The sequence below is a fragment of the Paraburkholderia sp. C35 genome (assembly GCF_003121405.1).
In the GTDB taxonomy this organism is placed as follows: domain Bacteria; phylum Pseudomonadota; class Gammaproteobacteria; order Burkholderiales; family Burkholderiaceae; genus Paraburkholderia.
On the sequence record NZ_QBUY01000066.1, the window covers coordinates 22974 to 47709 of the forward strand.

Annotated in this window: 30 protein-coding genes; 17 read left to right on the plus strand and 13 right to left on the minus strand. The window is 57.7% G+C overall.

Annotated elements, in window-relative coordinates; translation table 11 throughout:
- From DK391_RS29370 to DK391_RS29415, 14 genes are all read left to right on the plus strand, one after another.
- On the plus strand, positions 1 to 2016 hold the full coding sequence (locus DK391_RS29370; RefSeq protein WP_109481515.1) for a lytic transglycosylase domain-containing protein: 2016 nt from the start codon (positions 1 to 3) through the stop codon (positions 2014 to 2016).
- A 41-nt stretch (positions 2017 to 2057) separates the two neighbouring features.
- Positions 2058 to 2378: a hypothetical protein gene (locus DK391_RS44470; protein WP_162600939.1), complete on the plus strand. Its 321-nt coding sequence runs from the start codon at positions 2058 to 2060 to the stop codon at positions 2376 to 2378.
- 9 nt (positions 2379 to 2387) lie between these two features.
- A complete protein-coding gene (locus DK391_RS44475) occupies positions 2388 to 2588 on the plus strand; it encodes a hypothetical protein (protein ID WP_162600940.1) in 201 nt (66 codons plus the stop codon).
- 9 nt (positions 2589 to 2597) lie between these two features.
- Positions 2598 to 2861, plus strand: coding sequence for a hypothetical protein (locus DK391_RS29375; protein WP_109481516.1), 264 nt, complete (start codon positions 2598 to 2600; stop codon positions 2859 to 2861).
- Entirely contained in the window at positions 2858 to 3094 is a 237-nt protein-coding gene (locus DK391_RS44480; RefSeq protein ID WP_162600941.1) for a hypothetical protein, read from the plus strand. Before DK391_RS29375 ends, DK391_RS44480 begins: the two co-directional genes overlap by 4 nt.
- 231 nt (positions 3095 to 3325) lie before the next feature.
- Positions 3326 to 3850 (plus strand): hypothetical protein, encoded by a 525-nt coding sequence (locus DK391_RS29385; RefSeq protein ID WP_109481518.1) that lies wholly within the window; start codon positions 3326 to 3328, stop codon positions 3848 to 3850.
- Positions 3851 to 3887: 37 nt separating this feature from the next.
- A complete protein-coding gene (locus tag DK391_RS44485; RefSeq protein WP_162600942.1) occupies positions 3888 to 4118 on the plus strand; it encodes a hypothetical protein in 231 nt (76 codons plus the stop codon).
- Between the two features lie 56 nt (positions 4119 to 4174).
- The gene (locus DK391_RS29390; RefSeq protein WP_109481519.1) at positions 4175 to 4774 is read left to right on the plus strand and encodes a hypothetical protein; all 600 of its coding nucleotides are present in this window, start codon (positions 4175 to 4177) and stop codon (positions 4772 to 4774) included.
- Positions 4771 to 6069, plus strand: a complete 1299-nt coding sequence (locus tag DK391_RS45440; RefSeq protein ID WP_109481520.1) for a hypothetical protein — start codon at positions 4771 to 4773, stop codon at positions 6067 to 6069. Before DK391_RS29390 ends, DK391_RS45440 begins: the two co-directional genes overlap by 4 nt.
- 249 nt (positions 6070 to 6318) lie before the next feature.
- Positions 6319 to 6558, plus strand: coding sequence for a hypothetical protein (locus DK391_RS44490; RefSeq protein WP_162600943.1), 240 nt, complete (start codon positions 6319 to 6321; stop codon positions 6556 to 6558).
- An 18-nt stretch (positions 6559 to 6576) separates the two neighbouring features.
- Positions 6577 to 6777, plus strand: a complete 201-nt coding sequence (locus DK391_RS29400; protein WP_109481521.1) for a hypothetical protein — start codon at positions 6577 to 6579, stop codon at positions 6775 to 6777.
- A gap of 9 nt (positions 6778 to 6786) precedes the next feature.
- Complete coding sequence (locus DK391_RS29405; RefSeq protein WP_162600944.1) at positions 6787 to 7437, plus strand: hypothetical protein; 651 nt, start codon at positions 6787 to 6789, stop codon at positions 7435 to 7437.
- A gap of 730 nt (positions 7438 to 8167) precedes the next feature.
- Positions 8168 to 8800, plus strand: a complete 633-nt coding sequence (locus DK391_RS29410) for a hypothetical protein (protein WP_109481523.1) — start codon at positions 8168 to 8170, stop codon at positions 8798 to 8800.
- A gap of 53 nt (positions 8801 to 8853) precedes the next feature.
- Positions 8854 to 9060: a hypothetical protein gene (locus tag DK391_RS29415; RefSeq protein WP_162600945.1), complete on the plus strand. Its 207-nt coding sequence runs from the start codon at positions 8854 to 8856 to the stop codon at positions 9058 to 9060.
- 442 nt (positions 9061 to 9502) lie between these two features.
- Here DK391_RS29415 and DK391_RS44495 read toward each other — a convergent pair whose 3' ends face one another.
- The 7 genes from DK391_RS44495 to rpe form a co-directional block, all read right to left on the minus strand.
- Entirely contained in the window at positions 9503 to 9772 is a 270-nt protein-coding gene (locus DK391_RS44495; RefSeq protein WP_162600946.1) for a hypothetical protein, read from the minus strand.
- A gap of 76 nt (positions 9773 to 9848) precedes the next feature.
- Positions 9849 to 10061 (minus strand): hypothetical protein, encoded by a 213-nt coding sequence (locus DK391_RS29420; protein WP_109481525.1) that lies wholly within the window; start codon positions 10059 to 10061, stop codon positions 9849 to 9851.
- Between the two features lie 51 nt (positions 10062 to 10112).
- Positions 10113 to 10535: a hypothetical protein gene (locus DK391_RS29425; protein WP_109481526.1), complete on the minus strand. Its 423-nt coding sequence runs from the start codon at positions 10533 to 10535 to the stop codon at positions 10113 to 10115.
- Between the two features lie 198 nt (positions 10536 to 10733).
- Positions 10734 to 12077, minus strand: a complete 1344-nt coding sequence (locus DK391_RS29430) for a site-specific integrase (RefSeq protein WP_109481527.1) — start codon at positions 12075 to 12077, stop codon at positions 10734 to 10736.
- A gap of 188 nt (positions 12078 to 12265) precedes the next feature.
- Positions 12266 to 13759, minus strand: coding sequence for an anthranilate synthase component I (trpE, locus tag DK391_RS29435; RefSeq protein WP_109481528.1), 1494 nt, complete (start codon positions 13757 to 13759; stop codon positions 12266 to 12268).
- 410 nt (positions 13760 to 14169) lie between these two features.
- Complete coding sequence (locus DK391_RS29440) at positions 14170 to 14892, minus strand: phosphoglycolate phosphatase (protein ID WP_109481529.1); 723 nt, start codon at positions 14890 to 14892, stop codon at positions 14170 to 14172.
- 1 nt (position 14893) lies between these two features.
- Positions 14894 to 15577 (minus strand): ribulose-phosphate 3-epimerase, encoded by a 684-nt coding sequence (gene rpe, locus DK391_RS29445; RefSeq protein WP_109481530.1) that lies wholly within the window; start codon positions 15575 to 15577, stop codon positions 14894 to 14896.
- Between the two features lie 267 nt (positions 15578 to 15844).
- On the opposite strand from rpe, the gene apaG reads away from it, so the two are divergent.
- Positions 15845 to 16219 carry a Co2+/Mg2+ efflux protein ApaG gene (apaG, locus tag DK391_RS29450; protein WP_109481538.1) on the plus strand — a complete coding sequence of 125 codons (375 nt, stop codon included), beginning with the start codon at positions 15845 to 15847 and terminating at the stop codon, positions 16217 to 16219.
- A gap of 35 nt (positions 16220 to 16254) precedes the next feature.
- Here the strand turns inward: apaG and DK391_RS45010 are convergent, their stop codons facing one another.
- Positions 16255 to 16425 (minus strand): hypothetical protein, encoded by a 171-nt coding sequence (locus DK391_RS45010; RefSeq protein ID WP_204117463.1) that lies wholly within the window; start codon positions 16423 to 16425, stop codon positions 16255 to 16257.
- Between DK391_RS45010 and DK391_RS29455 the strand changes: the two genes are divergently transcribed.
- Positions 16346 to 17578, plus strand: a complete 1233-nt coding sequence (locus DK391_RS29455) for an MltA domain-containing protein (protein ID WP_109481531.1) — start codon at positions 16346 to 16348, stop codon at positions 17576 to 17578. The genes DK391_RS45010 and DK391_RS29455 overlap by 80 nt on opposite strands.
- Positions 17579 to 17656: 78 nt before the next feature.
- On the opposite strand, the gene paaK is transcribed toward DK391_RS29455, so the two are convergent.
- From paaK to paaN, 5 genes are all read right to left on the minus strand, one after another.
- Positions 17657 to 18961 (minus strand): phenylacetate--CoA ligase PaaK, encoded by a 1305-nt coding sequence (gene paaK, locus DK391_RS29460; RefSeq protein ID WP_109481532.1) that lies wholly within the window; start codon positions 18959 to 18961, stop codon positions 17657 to 17659.
- A gap of 75 nt (positions 18962 to 19036) precedes the next feature.
- Positions 19037 to 19498, minus strand: a complete 462-nt coding sequence (gene paaI, locus DK391_RS29465) for a hydroxyphenylacetyl-CoA thioesterase PaaI (RefSeq protein WP_162600947.1) — start codon at positions 19496 to 19498, stop codon at positions 19037 to 19039.
- A gap of 1 nt (position 19499) precedes the next feature.
- On the minus strand, positions 19500 to 20291 hold the full coding sequence (paaG, locus tag DK391_RS29470) for a 2-(1,2-epoxy-1,2-dihydrophenyl)acetyl-CoA isomerase PaaG (protein ID WP_109481533.1): 792 nt from the start codon (positions 20289 to 20291) through the stop codon (positions 19500 to 19502).
- Positions 20292 to 20333: 42 nt separating this feature from the next.
- Positions 20334 to 21536: a 3-oxoadipyl-CoA thiolase gene (pcaF, locus tag DK391_RS29475; protein WP_109481534.1), complete on the minus strand. Its 1203-nt coding sequence runs from the start codon at positions 21534 to 21536 to the stop codon at positions 20334 to 20336.
- Between the two features lie 139 nt (positions 21537 to 21675).
- Positions 21676 to 23367, minus strand: a complete 1692-nt coding sequence (gene paaN / locus DK391_RS29480; RefSeq protein ID WP_109481535.1) for a phenylacetic acid degradation protein PaaN — start codon at positions 23365 to 23367, stop codon at positions 21676 to 21678.
- Positions 23368 to 23503: 136 nt separating this feature from the next.
- Between paaN and DK391_RS29485 the strand changes: the two genes are divergently transcribed.
- Positions 23504 to 24280 carry an enoyl-CoA hydratase gene (locus DK391_RS29485; protein WP_109481536.1) on the plus strand — a complete coding sequence of 259 codons (777 nt, stop codon included), beginning with the start codon at positions 23504 to 23506 and terminating at the stop codon, positions 24278 to 24280.
- The last annotated feature ends 456 nt before the right edge of the window (positions 24281 to 24736 follow it).

Below are 24736 nucleotides of genomic sequence, written 5' to 3' on the forward strand. Positions count from 1 at the left end.
ATGACCGAAGGGAAGAAGATTTTAGAGATTCCAATTGATGCAGAGGATTGGTTTGCGTTCGTTGCGAGTTTTCAGCAGTACCAGAAAGAACTATCCGAACAGGGTAACGCATGGGCTGAAACCAATTCGGGCATCCGTCAAGCGGGCGATGCATTCGAAGACCTTGAGGGTACTTTTGAAAAGCTAAGCAAAGGCGTGACCGACCCGAAATTTAGCAGCCAGTCATCCGGCGTGTTTGTTCGCGTGAGCAAAGAAGCAGAGAAAACAGACCGTAGCTGGCGCAGCATCTCGCGTGAGCTTGAGAAGTCATCGCGTACATTCGGCAACATCGCACGCACTGGCCTTAGCTTTAACTCGCTGGGTATCTTTGGCGCGACTGTTGGCGCAGTGGGCGCGGTAGCGGGTGGCATCTATGCGGGCGTGAAGGGCGGCGCTGATGACCTTGCGAACCAGAACATCCTTAACCGCAAGCTGGGATTGAAACCGGGTGAGGCTAAGGCGTTCGATACGGTCTTTGAAAAGGCCGGGGGTGATTCCGATTTGCTGGCTAAGATGGCAACAGCAAAGACCAATCAATCGCAATGGCAGTACCTGCAAGCCGCTGGTATCACCCCGCAGGAGATTCAATCCGAATCGCCTAGCGAGCTTGCAGCAGAGTTTTTGCAGAAGGCTGGCGCACGATTCAAGGCTATGGGGCCGCAGGGTGGGCAATGGGCAGAGGCTATGGGCATCACCCGCTTTGCCGATGAGAACCAGCTAAGGCAAGCCGGTTCATATGGCGCTGGTGACTACTCGGACATGCTCAAGCAATACACGGCACTGGTCCCCAAACTCGCAGCCGATCAAAAGATTCTTGATGATGCAACGGCCACGCGTCAAAAGATTGAGGCCGATATTGGCCGGGTAGAGCTGGACCTAGAGAAAGCGTTTTTGCGCTTTGCGCCGATGGTTGAGGATGCAGCGGACGACTTCGCAGACCTAGTAGATAGCATCAAACCTGATGAGATCGACAAGGCTATTAAGGAACTCACAGACGACTTCAAATCAGTAACAGCCTTTGTTGATAAGTACATTGCGCCATTCCTTCCAAAAGTCACGACCGCCCCGAAAAAGATGGCCCCGGATGACAAGGCCGTGATTGATTTTGGCGGGCGTCTGGTGGATGGATTCAAACAGAGCTCTCACGACATTCACGACTTTCTCTATGGACCGCCACAGAGCAAACCCAGCACGCCCGGTACGCCTGAGAGCGACGATGAAAAACGGCTGTTGGATGCCACACGCGCAGTAGAGAGCAGCAACGGTAAAAACTTGACTGGTCCTGTGACAGCAGAGGGATGGCAAGCACGCGGGCCTTATCAGTTTTCACCCGCCGACCTCAAGCGGTACGGCGTGGCCGATCCCGATAACGAACAACAGGAACGGGACGCAGCACGCCGTAAGTACAAAGACCTCGAAAAGAAGTACGGCAGTAACCTGCACGAACGGGAAGCCGCCTATAACTGGGGTGAAGGCAATGTCGATAAGTACCTGAAAAAGCATGGTGGTGTGTGGGATGAGCAGGGCTTGCCCGATAGCGTGAAAAGCTATCTCGCAAAGATGGACAAGGCCCAAGCGACGCAACAGCCAGCACAGCAGCAAGCGAGTGCATTTGAGAACGCGCCAACCATCGAACCGTACACGGCAGATGATGAGCGAGCCAAGGCCGCGTCAGATGCTAAGGAACAGGCGAACGCGAACCCGTACATGCCGGTAGTACATGACCCCAAGGCAGAAGCAAAAGCCGACAAAGACAAGTGGATGGCAGATAACGCGAAACTCAAAGCCGCAATAGAGCAAGCTAAAGTCTTTGCAATGGAGGGTGGGGGTGCGCGTTATCGTTCGCCCGATCCACAGCAGCCGACACGTTCAACTAACGCCAATCCAGTGCCGTATGCACCGTATAACATTCATGTCACTGTCACGGCACCAGCGGGCAGTAACACTTCAATTACTTCTGGTGGATTGCCACAATAATTTTTTCGTACACAGACTTTAGGACTACTTTGGAGATCATCATGAGCAGCACTTTGACAGTGATTGGAACGGGTTATACAGGTGGGGGTGTTCCGAAAGTTGTTATCAGCGCACCGCCAGCCGCAACGATTACCGGCATCAGCAGCAGCCGTCCGTGGGACGTGCAGCTATATAGCGGTAGCACTTTGATCTACAGCGGCAAGCAAAGCAGCCGACCGCCAGTAGCTGGCGCTGTACCTGTTAACTACCCGGTCAACAATGCCGCGTATGCCGCCACCGGCCTGTCTATCGCGTACACCAGTTCGCAACTGCTGTACATGAATAGCAAGAGCGGATCAGACATTGTGTTGACCTTTGCATAGGAGACCATCATGAGCGACAAGTCTAGCGGGCGTAACGAATACAACGCGGGCAGTGACAGCGCAAAGCACCATACAGGCACCGCGCATGAGCAGTATTCGCGTATCCCCGACACGAACAGATCGGAACGAGTGACCAACACTCACCCCAATGGCGCAGTAGGGAACGACAAGCCGCCCAAGTCCGATGAACGCAGCGCAGTCAAGAGCTAAGGAGCAGCCATGAAAGCCGCTGATATTGAAAACCACGTTTCGTGTTTCCGCGAACTGGAAATGCAAAAAGTGCATCGAATCATTGAAAGTGTTTCGCCTGTGTACAAACGGCAGGAGCACATGACAACGCTGATGCACGGTCTTAACGAACGCGCTGACGCCTATCGCGCTTCACTGGGCGTACCAGATGATCAACCGGAAGCGGAGGCCGCGCAAGAGCCTGTAGAACCCACACAGGTGGTATCAGTAGCACCCGGCAAGAAAGCATCATGAGCGATGTATTTAGCGCACCAGCACTCACGCCGCGCCAGTATCGTGAAATGCTGGAAGCCCTAGAAGTACTGGAGGCCGCACACGCAGCTTTTGCACGCGCTAGGGCTAACAACATCATGGGCAACGATGATCTAGTAGACGCCGCATGTGCGCGAGTCGCAAGAGAACTACATTGTTTGCGCTCGCTGTTTATGCTGCAACGCGCACCGACCATGCATCTAGTGCAGGAGTAGGGAGTACATCGTGATTCGGTTATTTCGGGCAAAGCCTCAGACGTTGATTACGTTGATAGTGGACGGGCAATTTCATCGTATCGACTGCCAGAAAGTAGCCGATGGTGAATACAAGTGGTGGGATAACGGCACGCCCTGTAGTGATGAGCACATGCTGGACCTGAGTGACCGCGCAAGCGGGTGCGCCACCGATGAGGAAATGCCGTCCATAGGGCGGAAAAGGATTTAGTGATGAAAAACCATACATTGGAAGGACTCAAGAGCCGGGCACGCACAGGCTGGATAGAGCTAGGTCACCAGCGTGTACATGGTGTGGCTGTGCGAGTAGAGAACACGGCTATCACCGCACTGTACGTACCGGAGTGCGATGAACACTTGTGGATCATGGGCGGGCAGTTTGTGAATGAGCCGGTAGTGGCTGAATTCCTGCACGTCGATTACCCGGTACGAGTACCAGAGGTAAGCACAGAGGAAGCACTAGCTAAGTTTGACGCATACCGCCAAACCCAGATTCAGGCAGTGAGTGCATCACCAGCCGATTGCCAGCGCTTGCTATGGCTTAGCCAGCAGTGGACAGAGCTATACGCTGGCCGCGATGGATGGCTGAGAAACACACAGATGTTGAACGACCTGCTAGACATGACGAAAGACAAGTTTTTGCGTGACAAGCGTGAGCACACAGAGAAAGGACTATTTCGAATTGCAGAGCAGTTTCTGGACGAAGAACGGCGCTTGGCTCTGGCAGTACTGGTGTGAGCTACGCACACAATTGCAAATGCACTAAGGCACGATCATGGATGAGACAGAGGTGAAGTACGAAGGCCGGGAACATTCGGTTAAAGAACGCCTGGACTTTGTAGAGGGCGTGCTAGTGGGTGCATTAAAGTTACTGGGACGCGCCAGATATGGCGAAGAAAAACGGGGTAACTACGTGACTATTGCAGCATGGTTGAGGGCAGCAGCAACACATATGGATGTGCTGGCTGAGCGATGCCCCAAGCCACGCGAACGCGAACGCGAGTAAGAGCAGCAATCCAATCAACAACAGGCATGGAGGCCAGCAGATGAACAGGTGCAATCGTGGCCGTGAATTTTACGAACAAGCCGCAGCAGAAGGCAGTTGCAGTAACAACGGGGAAGGCCAAAGCATCACCACGTGGTAAGCGCATTACCAACAAGGCTTACCCGCAAGAGACATACGACAAACTTTTTGCATGGGTGGCATCGGGTGAAGACCTCACGACCGCATGCAAGCATCAGGGGATGCCCACGCCGTGGACGGTACGCCGCCGTCTGGCTGTTGATGATGCACTGAATGATCAGTACTTGAAGGCCAATAGAATCCGCTTGCATGGCCTTGCTGATTCGCTTGTACGCCTACCAGACGAAGCGCTTGAGGGATACACCAAGGTAAGCCCCGCAGACCGTCTTAACGCGGCCAAACAGAAGGGCGACAGCATCAAATTTTTGATCACCAAGGGTCTCGCTGAATTTGCGGGCGATGGTGAAGACAATCAGCAAAACATCACAATCAATCTTATCAACAGCCCCGATGCACCAGCGGCATTACCGGGTGTGGCATTGCCATTTGTACCAGCGGGCCAGCCTGTTCTAAAAATTGTTGGTGGCGCGAATCATTCAGACGTGCAGGACGTAGAACCGAATGAGGGCCAATCATGAACGGGCGCAATGTCCGACTCATGCCGCTACATGCGGGCCAGCGTGAAGTGTATGCGGGCTTGGGCAAGCGCACGGTATTACGCATTGGCCGTCGATTCGGAAAGACCGCATTACTGGAGGTGGCCGCAGAGAACTGGGCATGCCAAGGCCAGCGCATAGGATTTTTCTTTCCCGACCTCACACGCGCACTGCCTGTCTATCAGAGCATCGTTAGCACGCTCAAGCCGGTCATTAAATCCAGTAACAAAACAGATTTGATGATCGAGCTAGTAAGCGGCGGTCAGATTGAAATGTGGTCTTTGCAGGATGAACATGCTGGCCGTAGCCGCTGGTATCACAAGGCGCTTATTGATGAGGCATCGTTGGTTGATGACCTCGAAAACAAATTCAATCTGTCCATTGCCCCCACGTTGCTAGACCGCAATGGGGATGCAATTCTGGCCGGTACGCCGCTGGGAGCAGATGACACCGCATTTTTCTATAAAGCATGCACGATCAAGGAACCGTCTGGAAAGTGGCCGGTTATATGGAAGGAGTTTCACAAGCGCACAGCCGATAACCCGATACTCGACCCGCAAGCAGTGGTGTTGCTAAAGACCCAGTACGCACCGCTGGTGTACTTGCAGGAATATGAAGCGGAGTTTGTGAATTGGGCGGGCGAATCGCTGTTCAAAACACCTGATTTGCTGGTGGACGGTCACGGCGCACAAGTCCCGCAGAATGTTGAGTACGTGTTTGCGACCGTAGACACTGCTGTAAAAGATGGTGCGGAGAACGATGGTACGGGCGTGGTTTTCTGGGCAAAGAACGTGTACGGCGCTGGTGCGCCACTCACTGTACTGGATTGGGATATACGGCAGATCACCAGCGATTTGCAGGTAGCGTGGATGCCCAGCATTTTCATCCGTCTGGAGGAGCTAGCGCGAGCAACAAAAGCCCGCTATGGATCAGGCGGGGTGTACATCGAAGACAAGGCCAGCGGCAGCATGCTGCTACAGCATGGGGAAAAAGCGGGCTGGGACGTAATAGCCATTGATGCGAATCTCACTCAAATGGGTAAGAGCGGGCGTGCGAGCCTTGCCAGCGGGCCAGTGTTTCAGCAGCGGGTGAAACTCAGTCAATACGCATTCGACAAGACAACAGAGTACAAGGGCATAGTACGTAATCACCTGTTATCGCAAGTCACCAGCTTTAGCTTAGGCGACAAGAAAGCCTATAAGCGGGCTGATGACTTAAGTGATTGTTTTTCCTATGGCGTGCTGGTGGCAATGGAAGGATCATTGTTTTTAACTTGATCACATAGTTTAGGAATACTGAGCGAGCATTCAATTGCAAATGCACTAAGGACCATGAGAAAAGAGAGCGTACTTTCAATAGCTGATGCCGCTAGGCGCAGCGGACATATCACAGTAATACTGGGAAGCGCCAACACCCGCATTGAATGCGCTGTTGCTGGCGATGAATTCAGATGGACATTAGATGGACAACCAGCCGCAGTACATCAGGTAGTACACGCGCTAGCGTGCATACAGAGAGGCTAGATCATGAGCGAACGGCTACACGTAGTCGAATGGCAAGAGCGCACAGCCCGTATTGTCTTTGAGGGCAAGCCTGTAGAGCGGGAAGCGCCAAACAATCAACGGTACGAACAGGCCACACAGATACGACAGATGATCGACCGTGGACTGTCCACCAAAGCAATCAGTGCATCACTAGGTGTGTCTACCCAGCGTGTGCGGCAATTTCGCTTGCGCATGAAGCGCGAACAGCAATACAGCGAATAACCGCCGTAGGAGGCCAGCATGTACTACACCATTGGATATTTGCAGGAACGCGCACGCACAGACCGCCATCACCGCGCAGAGGTAGAGGTAGGGCCGAATAACACGGTTATCCGCTGCAAACACTGGTGGGGGGTCTACAAATGGGACGTGGACCACATGCCCATAACAGAGACACAGGCAAAGCAGATTCTGACGCAATTGCAACAGCAGCAGCAGTAGGAGAGACACGTGGAAAAGCCGCGTATGCATTTTCTCAACCAGCGCCAGCCGCTATTCGATGGTCCGCCCGTAGCACACTGGCAGCACGGCACAAACGAATCACTACCGCCAGCGCCTGATAAGCCCAAGCCGGAAAAGACGGCAGAGCAGAAGGCCAAAGAGAAGCTATTACGCGGACAGGCGCTTTTAATCGCTCGCGATGGTGGCCGCAAGTGGACAACAGCGCCCGATGCAGTACAGGAAATGCACAAACGCGCTGATGCGGGCGAGAGTGTAAAGCAGATAAGCAAGAGCATGGGCAAGAGCTATCAAACGGTCTACGGCATCCTGAACAAGCCACAGGTAGTCCACACAGCGCCCGAGCAACTAGAGACGGAAAAAAAGCGATGTTCCGCCTGTAAGCAGATATTAGAAGCATCAGCGTTTTACCCCAACCGGGCGATGCGGGACGGCTTGCAGAGTAGATGTAAAGCCTGTGTGAGCCGATTGGGTAAAGCCGGGTATCACGCACGTAAGGCCGCACTGGAACCAGCAATTCAGAAGGAAAAACTCAATACCATGCAGACCGCGTTAGAGGCGCTGGAGAACATGGACGATTCACTCGCATGCAGCGGGGGACACCGCACGTACAGAAAAACCGTCGTGAAGGAAATGACCTGAAACGTCCACTATAGACCCCCTTTCGCAATTTTTTTGGCGGGGGCGGCGAAGCCGCGAGAGAGATTTTGAAGTATCAAACAGAGTAGACCTATAGACGGTATAAGAGCGTATTAGAAGCCTGTAGGGACGTGCAAACACGTACACAGTGCAAACACATATCAGCACCCAGCAGAATCCCGTCCTATGGGCTGTAGACCAGCATATAGGCCCAATACGATGCTGGCGCATCACCTAGCTAGTACTCAAACACCATAGTCCACCATAGTTCGCCGTTGCTCAAAGCCCGGATTATTCGGCGATGGCCGTCCGTGCGGACTGCGAAATTTTGGAAGTTTTCCCGGCGAAACCATGCAAGTGCGTTTTTGTACTTCGCTGGCAATCACGCGCTGGCCCCCGCGTGTGGCCTCCCACGCACACATGCTCACGCGCCTGACAACATTTGTTGCACAGGCTTTTTGAGGGAAAAACTGGGGGAAAAACCCGCAAGTGCGCAGTACATCACCCGCCAAAACCAGACAGCACAAGGCTGGGCGCGATGAGTGTTAGTTATTGCCAATCAGCACCACGCACGGCACACGCAGGAAAAGCCCTGTTTTTAGGGCTGTTAACTCGCAATCGCACAGGCTATGATTTACTTCGTGTGGCCTTGCATGTCCAGCGCCCCGCCCACACATACGCCTGTAGTGACAACACACGCAGTAGCCCCGCAGAGCCTATAAGGAGTGAGACCATGTTTAGACGCATATCGCGCATGTTATGCAGCGCTGGCCTATTGGTGGCCGCTGCTGCCCATTCTGCTAGTCCCGACCTCACACAGCGTATTGCACAGGCTGTACAGGCGCACCATGACCCGTACATATGCACTGGCAGAACCGACGATGCCAACAGCTATACGTGCGGCACGCCCAATATCAAGATAGGCCGTCTGGTGGCGGCGTTGCTGCCCACACTCAACACCAGCGCAGCACTGTCTAACACCGCTGGATTGCCCGTCAAATGGGTGCGTGTCGATAGCGAACATCAGGACGGCATTCTGGTGTTTGCCAGTAGTACGGCCATGATTCGCACGAACATGGATTCAATGGGGGCGCTGGTACAGCTAGGCTTTAACACCGCTGATTGCCCTAGTGGCTCTGAGGTGTGCGCGGCGAACATCGAACAGGCGCTGGAGAGTGCTGGCGTGCAGATACGTGGTGAATGCGTACACCGTGGGGGCAAGGTGACATACGAAGTGCAAGGCAGTGCAGGACAGCCGGTGTTGATTAGCTGGAGGCCGGGGGCGAGCGTACCGCGCACGTACATGGAACTGAGCAACAACATGACGCTAGACCAGAGCATGACCCTTGGAGAGCGTTGTATGTAGTGCTGGTGCGGTTTTGGGCTATGATCGGCGCTGGCGGACTAACCGGGGGTGATATGAGCAGCGATGATCAGCAGCAAGAGCCTGTATTCGAGCCTGTAGAACTGAAAGATGGTTCCGGGTACTTCGTGCGCGTGACGTGGCCCGATGGATACGAGCAGCAGATAAACGACTTTGCTGACGAACAAGAGGCCCGCACGTGGATTGACGAAAAAAGCCCGCATTGGCATGAATGGGCACCACACAGGGTACAGCGCAAGTGATGCCCTGCCCCCGCCAGCCTTAGTGCATTTGCAATCAACTGCTGAGGCTTTCCAGCCACGCCCGCACTGTTGACGCCAGCCAGTAGGGGTGGCCTGTACCATCATGGCCGTCCACTGGCGGCACTTCACCCCGTCTGAGGCGTGCGTACAGCGTGGGACTGCTGATGCCCAGCAAGGCCAGCATATGGCCCGCCCTGAGCCGTCCATCGCTGTCTAGCATCGTCTGATTCACTGGCCTAGCGCGTGCGCTGCCCGTGCGCTTATGCCGTCGCTTTTCCGGTGGCTCTCGCTGGGGCTTGCTGGCGCTGTCTAAGCGCTTGCCGTTGATTTGAATGCCCATGCTAGCCTCCCCCCAGCCGCGCCAGCACAGCCGCGCATATGCCGATCAGCCGGTATGACAGGGGCAGCAGCACGCACCAACACAGGAACATCACTAGGCCGCTCATTTGTTGCCCCCGGCTAGGTAGTCCCGCACGGTTGACGTATTCCAGTAAGGCCGTCCATCGTCACCATCGGCCTTGGGTATCAGCCCGTTTTTGAGGCGTGCGTACAGCACTGGACTGCTGATGCTCAACAGGGTCAGCAAGTGACCTACACGCAGTCTGCCCGGTTGATCGAGCGACAGCAGAACTGGCAAGGGCCGGGTGTTACCGCTGGTGGCCCGGTGGCCTTTCATCGTTCGCCGGGGTGGTTTGTTGATCGTGACTCCCATGATTGGCCGTCCTGTTGCACATGCCGCACTCCATTGCGTAGGTGGTAGAAAGCGCCCCCGCAAGGGCGCACGCACATCAGAAAGTGTGTTTGCTCTGAATGTCTTTCAGGTCTTTTAGCGCGGTTTTCATCACAGACAGTGTTTCCGCTTTTGCGGGCGCGTCTGCACACGCGCTGATTTCGTTGATGGACTGCCTGATAATCCCTATCGTGTATTCAAGGCTTCTGATGATGGCCCGCTGAGGGATGCTCACCAGAGGATTGCTGTAGTCGGGATTTTCCTGAACCATGATGTACTCCTAAATGTAGAAAAAAGCGCCCCCGCGTGAGGGCGCACGTGCTTATGCTGCTGCCTTGTCGATTGCTTGCTGAGCCGCTTTCTCTGCCCGCTTCTGTTCGCGTCGCGCCCTGTCCGCTGCCAGCTTTTTGTCGTGCCGTTTTTCGTCTGCAATCTCTTTCAGCAGCGACGTATAGAACGCTTCAAAACTTTCGTGATTAGGCCAGCCGTAAACCTCAACATATCCACTGGGATAGATAAGCACCCTTCGCCATGTCAGGATGCAATCGTCAAGCATGTCACGATTGAAGCCGAATCCACTTTGCTGAGTAATCGGAGTGGGAAACGAATCTTTATCGGTATCAACGCGCCAGCCGATAACATGATCGGCATTTGACAATGCCGTCTGCCAATCGGGGGGCAACTCGTCAAGAGCGAGATTCAAAACCCTGATACCCGGCTGAGCCGGGATGATTTGAACCGTCATGATTTACTCCATTAGTCGTATTAAAGAACGATTCCGGGGAGCCGATCACGCGGACAAACAAAAATGGAGTCCGCCCCAGCCGTGGCTAGGTAGATCGGACTCCATTCCGGGGGTGCACAAGCAAGGTTGTTTGCCTTGCCTGATTGATATAGTGAGCGCGAGTGAGACGAAGTGCAATAGAGTTTCAGACGACAAGCGTTACAAACTTAACACTGTGTAAGGTTCGTCAGAAACGGTTTTCAGGCTGTCCAGATGATCGGCATAGGCTTGCATCATGGCCCGCCGTTGTTTCAGGTACTTCCCTTGGTTGTAAATCCCGGCCACGCCTTTCTGTTTGTGCGCCAGCGCTGAATCGACAATCAACGGGTCATAATCTTGACCGTGCAGAGTCGTGCTGGCAGTCCCACGCGCACCGTGCGCCCTGAATGCCCGCTCGCCGTTGAAACCCATATTGCCCAGCGCACGATTAATCGTGGTGGCGCTCATGCAATCGGCGCTCCCCCTTCTGCGATTCGGAAATAACCAGCCGTCACCATCGGCTTTGGCCGGGGGATTAATCAGCCGCAATTCCTGCAATAGCGCGATGGCTTGGGTAGATAACGGCACGACATGCGGCAGACCCATTTTCATGCGCTCACCGGGGATGGTCCACTCGGCTTTGAGGAAGTTGAATTCAGACCAGCGGGCCTTTCGTAATTCGACAGTACGAACAGCCGTGAGTAACAGCAGTTCAATGGCAATGCAAGTGTCACGCTGGCCCGCGTATTTACGTCCGTCCTTTTTCACCGTGTACTGGCTCAGTGCTGAAAGGACAGCCCGCAATTCATTTTCGTCTAGCGCCTTGTTTGGCCGGGACTTGGGTTTCTTGACAGCCAGCGAGACTTTGAAACCCTCTGCCGGATTACTGTCTGCCGGCTGGGTGGCGACAGCAAGAGCGAAAACCGCCGATGACCATTGCTTGATTAATACCGCGATGGAGGGCGCGCCGTTGGCTTTCCGTTCATCGCCTTGCGCTTTATCACGCGTCCCCACGCTTTTGACTAGCTGGAAAATATCGGCGCTGGTGATGCTCTTGATAGGGCGCTGGCCGATGGGTGCATTAATCACGTATCGGCCCATGAAGTTGCGCACTTGCTGGCTGTAATACCGGGACCATTTTCCGGGCTGTTTATCTACCGGATTTGCGGGATCAGCCGCATTCTGGTCAATCCACTCTTGGGCAATACCCCCAAACGTGGTGGCCTGTTCTACCTTGGTTTGCTGCACAGCCTGTTTTTTACTGGCCGTGGGATTAATACCCTGTTCGACCAGTTTTTCAGCCGCTGCCCGCGCTGCACGCGCATCAGCAATCGTGATTTCCGGCCATTTTCCGATTGCATAACTCAGGTCTTTTCCGTCTAGCCGGTAATTCCAGTACCAAGTTTTAGACCCAGCAACGGAAACGAGAATGTACAGCCGGTTCAAATCAGCGAGCTTGTACGGCTTGCCCGCTGGCTTGGCATCGTTGATGACTTTGGCTGTCAGGGCTTTGGTGGTTTTCATGGTTTGCTGTCCCTCCGTGGACACCAGAATTTCCACCAATTTTCCCCCGTTTTTCCCTCACTGGGGGGCAAGCGCAGCGGGCGAAACGTGCGCCAAACCCCCGTCCAGCAAGGAAACCCGTGTGAGCGCGAGTGAGGGAAAATGCATGTGCTGATTTTCGATCATCAGCAGCATGGTCTTTCTCCGGATCAAAAGTCGCTATCGAGGCCGTCTTGCACCTGCTCGGCGGCGCGCATCACCGCGCGTGCCTTGTTTTCGGTCTCTTGCCATTCGGATTCAGGCACCGAATCGGCGACCACACCCGCTGCTGCCTGTACATACAGATTGCCGTTGCAGATCACGCCCGTGCGGATCGTGATCGCGAGGTCCATTTCGCCGGTGAACGACAGGTAGCCGACCGCGCCGCCGTACAGGCCGCGCTTCACCGGTTCGAGTTCGTCGATCAGTTCCATCGCGCGGACTTTCGGTGCGCCCGACAGCGTGCCCGCCGGGAACGTCGCGCGCAGCACGTCGAAGTTGGTCACGCCCGGCTTCAACTTGCCTTCCACTGAACTGACGATGTGCTGCACGTGCGAGTACTTCTCGATCACCATCTTGTCGGTCACGGAAACCGAACCGATCTGCGCGATGCGGCCCACGTCGTTGCGCGCGAGGTCGATCAGCATCACGTGTTCGGCGATTTCCTTCGGATCGTTCAGCAGTTCGGTCGCGAGTTCGGCGTCGCGCTCGGGCGTATTGCCGCGTGGGCGCGTGCCGGCGAGCGGACGGATCGTGACGATGCGGTCTTCGTTGCGCTTTTCCTGACGCACCAGAATTTCCGGCGACGCACCGACCACATGGAATTCGCCGAAGTTGTAGTAATACATATACGGCGACGGATTCAGCGAACGCAGCGCGCGATACAGCGACAGCGGATTGTCGCGATACGGTTTGGTCAGACGCTGGCCGACCTGCACCTGCATCAGTTCGCCCGCGGCGATGTATTCCTTGGCCTTGCGCACGGCGGCGAGGTAATCGTCTTTCTTGAACTCGCGGAAAATTTCAGTGCGCACGCTCGCCGACGTGACGGGCGGCTGAACGGTGGTGCGCAGGCGCTGCTTCAGTTCACGCAGACGCTGCTTGGCGCGCGTGTACGCTTCAGGCGCCGTCGGATCGGCGTAGATCACGAGATACAGCTTGCCCGCGAGGTTGTCGATGACGGCGACTTCTTCCGTCAGCAGAAGCTGGATGTCGGGCAGGTTCAGATCGTCCGGCGGGGCGGAGTGCGCGAGCTTCTTCTCGATGTAACGCACCGCGTCATAACCGAAGTAACCGGCCAGACCGCCTGCGAAACGCGGCAGGCCCGGACGCAGCGCCACCTTGAAACGGCCCTGGAACTGCTGGATGAATTCGAGCGGATCGCCTTCGTGCGTCTCGGTGACCTTGCCGTCCTTGACGACTTCCGTCACGCCGTTCGTGGTGCGGATCAGCGTGCGGGCCGGCAGACCGATGAACGAATAGCGGCCAAACCGTTCGCCGCCCACCACCGATTCGAGCAGAAACGAGTTCGCGCCGTTGCGCTCGGCTTGCGCGAGCTTGAGATACAGCGACAGCGGCGTTTCGAGGTCGGCCAGCGCTTCGGCGATCAGCGGGATGCGATTGAAGCCCTCGTTCGCGAGGGACTGAAATTCGAGTTCGGTCATGTTCCGATCCTGTTCGTGCGTCCTGGCGCCATGGTGCGTCGGACAAAGCGGGGCTGCGTTACCGGTCGAATGTGCTCGTCACAGGTTGGGAGACCGGCGCGCGCTTTCCCGAACGCATGCACGGCTTCACAGCACGACGATAGTACGCAAGGTACACGACGGCTAGCTGAAACTGAGTGCAGCGGTATCGTGCCGGTCAAACCGGCGTTTCGGAAAAGCGCGTGAGCGCAGCGAAGTAAAAAACGGGTGCCAAAGACGAGCTTCAGCGTACCTCGGGCGAGGTATCAGCGCGACCAGCGACGCCAGGGCCAGGCTCCCCGGTCGATCGTGCTCAGACTCCGTTTTTTATTCAGAAACATGAGAGAAGACTTTTAGTTAAGTCGGTGATTTGGTTACTACTTGGGTAGCGCTCATTCTACTGCATTGTGCGCTGCGATCGCCTTGGCGGCGCCCAACAGCGACACAACTATACCATCCGATTTTATGGTTTGCACAGACTCGCCGTGATTGTAGCCATACGGTACGGTCAGTGTCGCCATGCCGGCCGCGCGGCCCGCGAACGCATCGTTCTGCGAATCGCCGATTGCGACGGCTTCCTGCGGCGGCACGTCTAGCGCCTTGCAGGCGGTGAGCATCGGCAGCGGATCGGGCTTTTTTGCCGCGACGCTGTCGCCGCCCAGCACCACGCTGAAGTACTGCAGCAGTCCGTGGTGTTCGAGCAGCTGCGTGGCAAAGCGATGCGGCTTATTGGTCACGCAGGCTAGCTTGACTCCGGCATCGCGCAAGGCGATCAGACCCGCTTCGACGTCAGGATAGAGCCGCGTGTGCAGACCATTGATCTTCGCGTACTCCTCCTGATAGATCGCGAGCGCCTCGTCGAAGCGCGACTGCGCCAGCTCCGCCTCGAAACGCGGCGCGAGCACGCTGCGGATCAGATGCTCGGAGCCTTTGCCGACATAGTCCATCACTTCTTCGCGCGTGGTTTCGTCCGCGTCGAGCTGGGCGAGCATGCCGTTCAGCGATGCCGTGAAGTCGTCAGCGGTATCGACCATCGTGCCGTCGAGATCGACGATGGCTGCGCGAATCTTCCCGGTCGTGAACGCGGGAGCGGGGTAATGAGGCGTCGTTTCCATCTCAGCGTCCAACCGATGCCAGCTTGCCGCGCATCTGATCGATGATCGTCTTGTAGTCCGGGTGGCCGAAAATCGCCGAGCCGGCCACGAACGTATCCGCGCCCGCCGCTGCAATTTCCGCGATGTTGTCGATCTTCACGCCGCCGTCCACTTCGAGATGAATCTCGCGGCCGGTCTTTTCCTTGTACGCGTCGATGCGCGCGCGCGCTTCGCGCAGCTTGTTCAGCGCCTCGGGAATGAACGATTGGCCGCCAAAGCCTGGATTCACCGACATGATCAGCACGAGATCGACCTTGTCCATCACGTGGTCGAGATAGTTCAGCGACGTGGCGGGATTGAACACGAGGCCCGCCTTGCAACCGTGATCGCGAATCAGCGACAGCGAGCGGTCGATGTGGTCCGAGCCTTCCGGATGGAAGCTGATCACGTTCGCGCCGGCCTGCGCGAAGTCGGGGATGATGCGATCGACGGGGCGCACCATCAGATGCACGTCGATGGGCACCTGCACGTGCGGACGGATGGCTTCGCACACGAGCGGACCGATGGTCAGGTTCGGCACGTAATGGTTGTCCATCACGTCGAAGTGAATCCAGTCGGCGCCTGCGGCGACGACGTTGCGGACTTCTTCGCCGAGCCGCGAGAAATCGGCAGACAGAATGCTGGGAGCGATGCGGAATTGAGTCATGGCGTGGGGGGGGGCAGGAGACGGAAAAGCGCTATTTTAGCGCTGGTAGGCGTGGCGTGGCCCTGGACGCGGCACGGGTGCTGCCGGGCTTTCGGGATCGTCGGGGTCTTGTCCCGCAAGCCTTAGCGGTTGCGGGGCCGCGCTGCATCAAGCAGAATGCCAAACCATGTCAACGCCTGTGCCGCGGCGTGCCGCTATTCGCGCCGAATCGCCTGCATGCGGCCTCGCGTGAATCGATTGCGCGCTTCGCTCACCATCGGAATCAGCATGAGTCAGTACGAATTCAGCGTGTCTTCACAGGTTCGCTACATCGCCGAAGAGTCGGACCCGGAGCATCGGAAATACGCTTTTGCCTACACGCTCACTATCCGCAATACCGGTCAGGTGACTGCGCAGCTGATCGCGCGGCACTGGGTTATCACGGATAGCGAAAACCGTGTTCAGGAAGTGAAAGGACTCGGCGTGGTCGGGCATCAGCCGTTGCTGAAGCCGGGCGAGCAGTTCGAGTACACGAGTTACGCCGTGATCGCGACGCCCGTCGGGACAATGCGTGGCGAATACTTCTGCGTCGCGGAAGATGGCGAGCGCTGGGACGCGCCAGTGCCCGAATTCGTTCTGCGCATGCCGCGTACGCTGCATTGAAAGCGTATTGAACCTAGGCTGCCGCGGCGGGTCAGTCAGCCACGCGGTTGCTGCGGCGGGACCGGTTTTGCATCCTGCTTCTGGCGCGCGGCATTCTTTTTCTTGCCGGACGCCGTCCACACAACGATGAAAATCAGCAGGAAAAGCGCTACGAGCGATTCCAGCGCGAAGATGAGCATCGGGTATTCGTCGAACAGATCAGACATGGCAGTTTCCATCGAGAACAAACATTGTATGCGTTTCGCCAGCCGGGCTGTGGGCTGGGCGGGAGCGCTGTCGCTTGCTGTGCTGCTGGCGTCGTGCGGAGGCGGCGGTGTTGTAAGACCGACCGTTTCGCCGCCGACCGGGGCTGCCGTTATTCCCGGTCAGATGGCCGCGCAGCGGCTCACGCCTGTCGCGTGGCAGCAGGTGCCCGGCTGGCAGGACGATTCGCTGATCGGCGCGGCTGCGGCGCTGCGCCAGAATTGCGTGCGCCTCGCCAGCCAGCCGACGTGGCGGCGCGCCTGCGCGGCCGCGCTGATGCTGGATGACCTGGACGTAGCAAGCGCGCGCACCTTCTTCGAAACGTACTTCACGCCATTCCAGTTCGCGAACACCGACGGCACCCTCGACGGACTCGTGACAGGCTACTACGAGCCGCTGCTGCGCGGGTCTCGCGTGCGGCATGGCGTGTATCAGACGGCTTTGTATCGTTGGCCTTCGGCGTACCGTCCGGGTTCCGCGATGCCGGCGCGGGCGCAACTCGAGCGCTCGGGTGCATTGAATGGCAACGAACTCGTATGGGTCGACGATCCAATCGAGGCTTTCTTCCTCCAGGTGCAAGGCTCGGGACGCGTCGTGATGGAAGACGGCAGCGTGATGCGGGTTGGCTTTGGCGGCACGAACAACCAGCCATACAAGTCGATTGGTCGTTGGCTGCTCGATCGCGGTGAACTGACGCCGGCACAGGCGACCATGCAAGGCATCAAGGCTTGGGCTCGGGCGAACCCGACGCGTGTGGACGGCCTGCTGGATACGAATCCGCGCTTCGTGTTCTTCCGCGAAATGCCGTCTAACGAGGCTGCGCCATCCGGCGGGGCCGATGGCCCGATCGGCGCACTGGGTGTTCCGCTTACGCCAGAGCGTTCGATCGCCGTGGATCCGGCGTCGATTCCGCTCGGCACGCCCGTCTTCCTTCAGACCCCGCGCCCGTTGACCAATTCGCCGATGAATCGTCTCGTTTTCGCACAGGACACCGGATCGGCAATCAAGGGCGGGGTGCGAGCCGATTACTTCTGGGGCCTCGGCGCCGAAGCGGGCGATCTCGCCGGCAAGATGAAGCAAGGTGGCCGGATGTGGCTGCTGCTGCCAAACTCCTGATCTGTGTGATTTCGGCCTGACTTTAAGTCAGGCTGAACAGCCCGACGGTTTGATTGATTGCCGTCGGGCTGTTTGCTTTTATGCGCCAGCCTTGCGTTTATCGATCACGCGGCGGGCCTTGCCCACTGAGCGCTCGATGCCGTTCACGCCTTGCAGCACCACATTCGCCGTCACACCGATCAACGCCTTGATGTCGTAAGCAAGCGCCTGTTTTGCGGTTTCGAGCGCGGTCTTGTCCGGTGCCGTCTCCGGGCACGGTTCGACGTTCAGCGTCATGACATCGAGCGGACCCTCTTTGGTCAGCACGATCTGATAGTGCGGCGCGAGCGCATGCTGTTTGAGCAGCAGTTCTTCGATCTGCGTCGGGAAGACGTTGACGCCGCGAATGATCATCATGTCGTCCGAGCGGCCCGTGATCTTTTCCATCCGACGCATCGTGCGGGCAGTGCCGGGCAACAGACGAGTGAGATCGCGCGTGCGATAACGAATGATGGGCAGCGCTTCCTTGGTCAGCGACGTGAAGACGAGTTCACCGAGTTCACCGTCGGGCAGTACTTCGCCCGTTTCGGGATCGATGATCTCGGGATAGAAGTGGTCTTCCCAGATGGTCGGGCCGTCTTTGGTTTCGACGCATTCCGACGCAACGCCTGGACCCATGACTTCGGACAAGCCGTAGATGTCGACAGCGTCGATGCCCATGCGTTCTTCAATCGCGCGGCGCATGTCGTTGGTCCACGGCTCAGCGCCGAAGATGCCGATGCGCAGCGAGCACGTCTTGGGATCGATGCCCTGGCGCTCCAGTTCATCGGCGATCGACAGCATGTAGCTCGGCGTCACCATGATGATGTCCGGGCGGAAGTCCTGGATCAGCTGAACCTGCTTTTCGGTCTGGCCGCCACCGAACGGGATGACCGTGAGACCCGCGCGTTCCGCACCGTAATGCGCGCCGAGACCGCCCGTGAAGAGGCCGTAGCCGTAGCTGATGTGCACCTTGTCGCCACGCCGTGCCCCTGCTGCGCGGATCGAACGTGCGACGAGGTTTGCCCAGTTGTCGATATCTCGCGCGGTATAGCCAACCACAGTCGGCTTGCCAGTCGTGCCCGATGACGCGTGAATCCGCGAAATCTGGTCTTGCGGCACGGCGAACAGACCGAATGGATAGTTGTCGCGCAGATCTTTTTTCGTGGTGAAGGGGAAGCGCGACAGGTCGGACAACGTCTTCACTTCCGACGGATGCACGCCAGCTTCATCGAACTTGCGGCGATAGACGGGCGAATTTTCATACGCGTGCGTGAGCGACCATTTCAGCCGTTCGAGCTGAAGTGCAGCGAGTTCGTCGCGGCTCGCCTTTTCGATTGGATCGAGCGGAAGCGGGTTAGTCATCGAATGTCTCCTTGCTTTCAGAATAGGATGCCGCGCGAAAGGCGACGCAATTGCTTGATAGGGTGAGGTTGCCCGTCAGTCGTCGACCGGGATCACCGTGCCTTTGATCTGCGCGGACTTGCCGCGGAACATCGCAACGGTTTCGTTCGCGCGATTCGTCACGCGAATATCGTAGATGCCGTTGCGACCGCTCAATGTCTGTTCGACGGCTTCCGCCGTCAGGACGTCACCGCCTTGCACCGGGCGCAGAAACTCGATCGAGCAGCCGGCGGCGACGGTATTGATGTTGTACGAGTTGCAGGCGAACGCGAATGCAGAGTCGGCCAGCGTGAACATCAGACCGCCGTGACAGATCTCGTGTCCATTCAGGAAGTCGGGCCGTACGCTCATGCAAAGGCGCGCGTAGCCCGCACGAACTTCGAGAATTTCGATGCCGAGTGCCTTGCTGCACGCGTCGTTCGCATACATGGCTTCAGCGGTTGCGCGGGCGAGTTCGTCGGGCGTCATTGCGTTGCTCGGGTTGGGTTGCGTGGACATATCAGCGGCCTTCGAAGCGTGGTGCGCGCTTTTCGATGAATGCACGGACCCCTTCCGCGTAGTCATGCGATGCGCCGAGTTGGCGCTGCATGTCGCGTTCGAGATCGAGTTGCTGATCGAGCGTTTGTGTTGCGCTCGAGCGCATCGCTTGCTTGATGGCGGCGATGGCGTGCGTGGGCTGCTGTGCCAGTTGCGCTGCAAGCTGAGCCGCTGCGCCCTGGAGGTCGGCGTCGTCGATCGCTTGCCAGATAAGTCCCCAGCTTTCCGCTTTTTCGGCGCCCAGCTTGTCTCCCGTGATCGCCAGTCCCAATGCGCGAGCCATCCCGACCCGCTGCGGCAGGAACCACGTGCCACCTGAATCGGGCACAAGCCCGATCTTCACGAAGGCCTGAATAAAGTTCGCAGAGCGTGCGGCCAGCACGAGGTCGCAGGCGAGCGCCAGATTTGCGCCCGCGCCCGCAGCCGTACCGTTCACGGCAGCGATGACGGGCAGCGGAAGGGCTTGCAGACGACGGATCAACGGATTGAAGTACTGGTCGATCAGGTCGCCGAGATCCGTCATGGCGCCCGGCGTGAAATCGAGATCGGCCAGATCCTGTCCGGCGCAGAAGCCGCGGCCGGCACCTGTCAGCACGAGCGCCCGTGCGCCCGCAGCTTCGACTTCGTCGAGCGCTGCGCTCAGCTCCTGATGCATCGCACGCGTGAAGCTGTTCAGCTTGTCAGGGCGGTTCAGCGTCACGGTAGCGACGTGCGCGGCGGCGTCGATGTCGACGCGAATCGCTTCATAGGACATCGGTTGTCTCCTCGTCTCCTGCGGTTTCGTATGTCGTCTTGTTCAGACGCGCTCGATGGCGAGTGCAATACCTTGCCCGACGCCGATACACATCGTGCACAATGCATAGCGGCCACTGATGCGTTCGAGCTGATATAGCGCCGTCGTGATCAGACGCGCACCGGATGCGCCGAGCGGGTGTCCCAGCGCGATGGCGCCGCCGTTCGGATTGACGCGCGGGTCGTCATCGCGCAAGCCGAGTTGACGCAGAACGGCCAGACCTTGCGATGCGAATGCTTCGTTCAGTTCGATCACATCGAACTGCTCGAGCGTCATGTTGAGTTGCTTCAGCAGCTTTTGCGTAGCGGGCGCCGGCCCGATACCCATGATGCGGGGCTCGACACCTGCCGTCGCCATGCCGAGCACGCGAGCGCGGCGCCGCAGGCCGTATTGCTCCGACGCTGCGCGGCTGGCGATGAGCAGCGCGCAAGCACCGTCATTGACGCCCGATGCGTTGCCTGCCGTCACCGAGCCATCCGGACGAACAACGCCCTTCAATTTGCCGAGCGCTTCGAGCGACGTTTCGCGGGGATGCTCGTCGAGCATCACTCGAACAGGCTCGCCCTTTTTCTGCGGAATCTCGACAGCGACGATTTCGGGCGCGAGCGTGCCATCGCGTTGAGCGCGTGCAGCCTTCTCCTGACTACGCAGCGCAAACGCATCCTGATCTGCGCGGCTGATGTTGAAGTCGACAGCGACGTTTTCGGCTGTCTCGGGCATCGAATCCACACCATATTGACGCTTCATCTGTGCGTTGACGAAGCGCCAACCGATCGTCGTGTCGTAAATCTCCGACTGACGCGAGAACGCCGACGTCGCTTTACCCATCACGAACGGGGCTCGCGTCATGCTCTCGACGCCGCCCGCGATCATCAGGCTCGCTTCGCCCGCCTTGATAGCGCGGGCCGCGGTGCCGACGGCATCCATGCCGGAGCCGCAAAGGCGGTTGATCGTCGTGCCGGACGCGTCAGTCGGCAAGCCGGCGAGCAGCGCTGACATGCGGGCGACGTTCCGGTTGTCTTCACCGGCTTGGTTGGCGCAGCCATAGATCACGTCGTCGAGCGCACGCCAATCCACGCCCGGATTACGTTCGATTAGCGCCTTGATCGGGACGGCGCCGAGATCGTCGGCGCGGACGTCTTTCAAAGCGCCGCCGTAGCGGCCGAAGGGAGTGCGAATCGCGTCGCAGATAAAAGCGTCGGTCATGTCGGAGTTCCTGCGAAGAGCGGACCGGCAAGCGTGCCGGCCCTTGGACTGCATATTAGTTCGACGTCTGACGCACGTTGAGTCGGCCAGAAGTTATAGGCCAAAACGTCGGTCAAACGTCCTATGCCGTTCGGTCGACTTACGCGGCAACGGCCTTCGGTTCAACATGAACCCGGCTTTGAACGACGCGGAAGCGGTTGGCGACGAAAGCGGCATCGGCGAGTGCTGCATTTGCCGCGGGGTTGGCGCCCGTGCCGTGGAAGTCCGAGAACGCGGCAGACTGATTGACGAATACACCGCCCGTCAGGTTGATGGAGAGTGCTACACCACCTCGAATCGAGGCTTGCGTTGCTGCTTCGATCACCTTGTCGTCTGTGCTGTAGACGGAGAACGTCAGCGCCCCATGCTCCGCGGCGATGCTGCCTGCGAGGTCGAGGGAGTGTTCGGTGGAGTCGGTCGCGATCACAAATGAGATCGGGCCGAACCATTCCTTCGTGAATTTGGTTTCGTCCTTCGCGGCATCGAGTTGCAACACCAGCGGTGTACGCACACGGGCGCCCGCGAATGCCGGATGTTCGAGCGACTGGCTATCTGCGAGAACAGGGCCAAGTTTGCGCGCTTCGTCGATGCGCTGCGCGACACCTTCGTTCTGGATTGCGCCCAGCAGTTCGACAGCGCGAGCGGCATCCGAGCCAAGCTTCTGGACAGCGCTGCCAATTGCGTCCGCGACGGCCTGGAACGGAATCGTGCCTTCGGCTGTGCGGATGCCGTCACGCGGAACGTAGATGTTTTGTGGCGCTGTGCACATCTGGCCGGAATACAGCGCCAGCGAGAAAGCGATGTTGCGTGCGGCCGCTTTGATGTCATCGACGGAGTCGATCACGATCTGGTTGACGCCGGCTTTCTCAGTGAACACCTGCGCCTGGTGCGCATTGCGTTCCAGCCAGGTGCCGTTTTGCGTGCTGCCGGTGAAGTCAATCAGTTTGATTTCCGGGCGCTTTGCGAGGTTCTGGACGAGTTCGCCGTCGTTCGGCTCAGTCGCGAGCAACGTCACGACATTCGGGTCGAAGCCTGCTTCGCGTAGGACGTCGCGGGCGACACGCACGGTGATCGCGAGCGGGAGGATCGCGCCCGGATGGGGCTTGACGATGACGGTATTGCCCGTTGCCAGGTCCGCGAACAGGCCGGGGTAGCCGTTCCACGTCGGGAACGTGCAGCATCCGAGAACGAGGCCCGTGCCGCGCGGCACGATGTTGAAACGCTTTTGCATCGCGAGCGGAGGGTTCTTACCTTGCGGCTTTTCCCAATGAGCGTCGGCGGGAATGCGTCGCAGCTGATCCCAGGCGTAAGCGACGGCTTCGAGGGCGCGATCCTGAGCATGAGGACCGCCTGCCTGGAAAGCCATCATGAAAGCCTGGCCTGTGGTGTGCATCACCGCGTAGGCGATCTCGAAACTCAGGCGGTTGAGACGCGCGAGGATCTCGAGGCTCACGCCGATCCAGGCTTGCGGGCCTGCTTCGCACCATCCGCGTTGGGCTTGCGCCGCCGCCGTGATCAGCGCGTCGGGCGTCGATTGAGGATAGCGAATGCCGAGGGGGAAGCCGAAAGGAGATTGCTCCGTTCCGACGGTCTCGCCTGTGCTCGGCTGATCGAGTTCGAAGTTATTGTTCAGATGGGTCTTGAACGCCGATTCGCCGTCTGCGTTTGCAGTTTCCCCGTACACTTTGGGACTCGGCATTTCGGAGAACGGGCTCCAGTAGCCGCGGGTCTCGATGGCGGCGAGGGCTTTCTGCAGCGTGTCTTCGTGCTTCGTAAAGAGTGGATGGGTCATGGCGGGCAAAAGGCTCACTGAACGTTAGAGAAAACCTTGTCGATTTATTGACCGACCGGTTGGTTGGTGAATGTTAGCATTATTGGGATGTGGCGCGAGTCCCTTGCGCCTGCTGGTAAACACTTAGGAGGAGTGGATGGCATTCGAGAACATTCTGGTTGAGACGCGGGGCCGCGTCGGTCTGATCACGTTGAATCGTCCGAAGGCGCTGAATGCGCTCAATGACGCTCTGATGGATGAGCTGGGTGAGGCGCTGCGAACTTTCGATTCGGATGAGGGCATTGGCGCGATAGTCATCACCGGGAGCGAAAAAGCGTTCGCAGCGGGCGCAGATATCGGAATGATGGCGACCTACTCTTATATGGATGTATATAAGGGCGACTACATCACCCGAAACTGGGAAGCTATCCGATCAGTTCGCAAACCGATCATCGCGGCGGTAGCCGGTTTCGCCCTGGGCGGCGGCTGTGAACTCGCGATGATGTGCGACATCATTTTTGCCGCGGACACCGCGAAGTTCGGTCAGCCAGAGATCAAGCTGGGCGTCATGCCCGGCGCCGGTGGTACGCAGCGTTTGCCACGTGCGGTCTCGAAAGCCAAGGCGATGGACATGTGCCTGACCGCACGTTTCATGGATGCTGCGGAGGCCGAGCGATCTGGATTGGTATCGCGCGTGATTCCTGCAGCGGATCTGATCGGCGAGGCAATCACAGCGGCGGCAACTATCGCCGAGTTCCCTATGCCCGCGGTAATGATGGTGAAGGAGTCGGTCAACCGCGCGTACGAGTCGACATTGGCGGAAGGCGTGCATTTCGAGCGTCGACTGTTCCATTCGCTGTTCGCGACGGAAGATCAGAAAGAAGGGATGGCCGCTTTCGTCGAGAAGCGCAAACCTCTCTTTAAGCATCGTTGATGACATTGCTCAAAAAACCGCTTGCAAGTGATGCCTTGAGTGTCTAGAATTCCGGTCTTTCGCGCTGCGGACAACGCGGTGCGAAAGAGACGGGGAAGGCCGGAAAGCCAGTATTGACAAGCTTTCCAGTGGAGTCGACGGGTTAAGAAGTTAAAAAACCGGTTGACGAAACGAAAAAGGTTCTTCATAATCTCGTTTCTCTGCTGCTGACGCAGCAACGCGGTGAAAGCAAGGCGCTTCCCGCGAATGTTCTTTAAAAATCAACAGCCGATAAGTGTGGGTGCTCGATGGCGACGCGCGGTGATCTTCGGGTCGCCGAGATAGCGAAAGTAATCGAGTCTCACACAGAAGTAATTGAGGAAGGTTTGAGTAATCAGATCTTTCGTCAGTGATTTTGAGTGAGCGACCGGTTTCTAACGAAACCGAAAAACAGTAACAGGTTTGAACTGAAGAGTT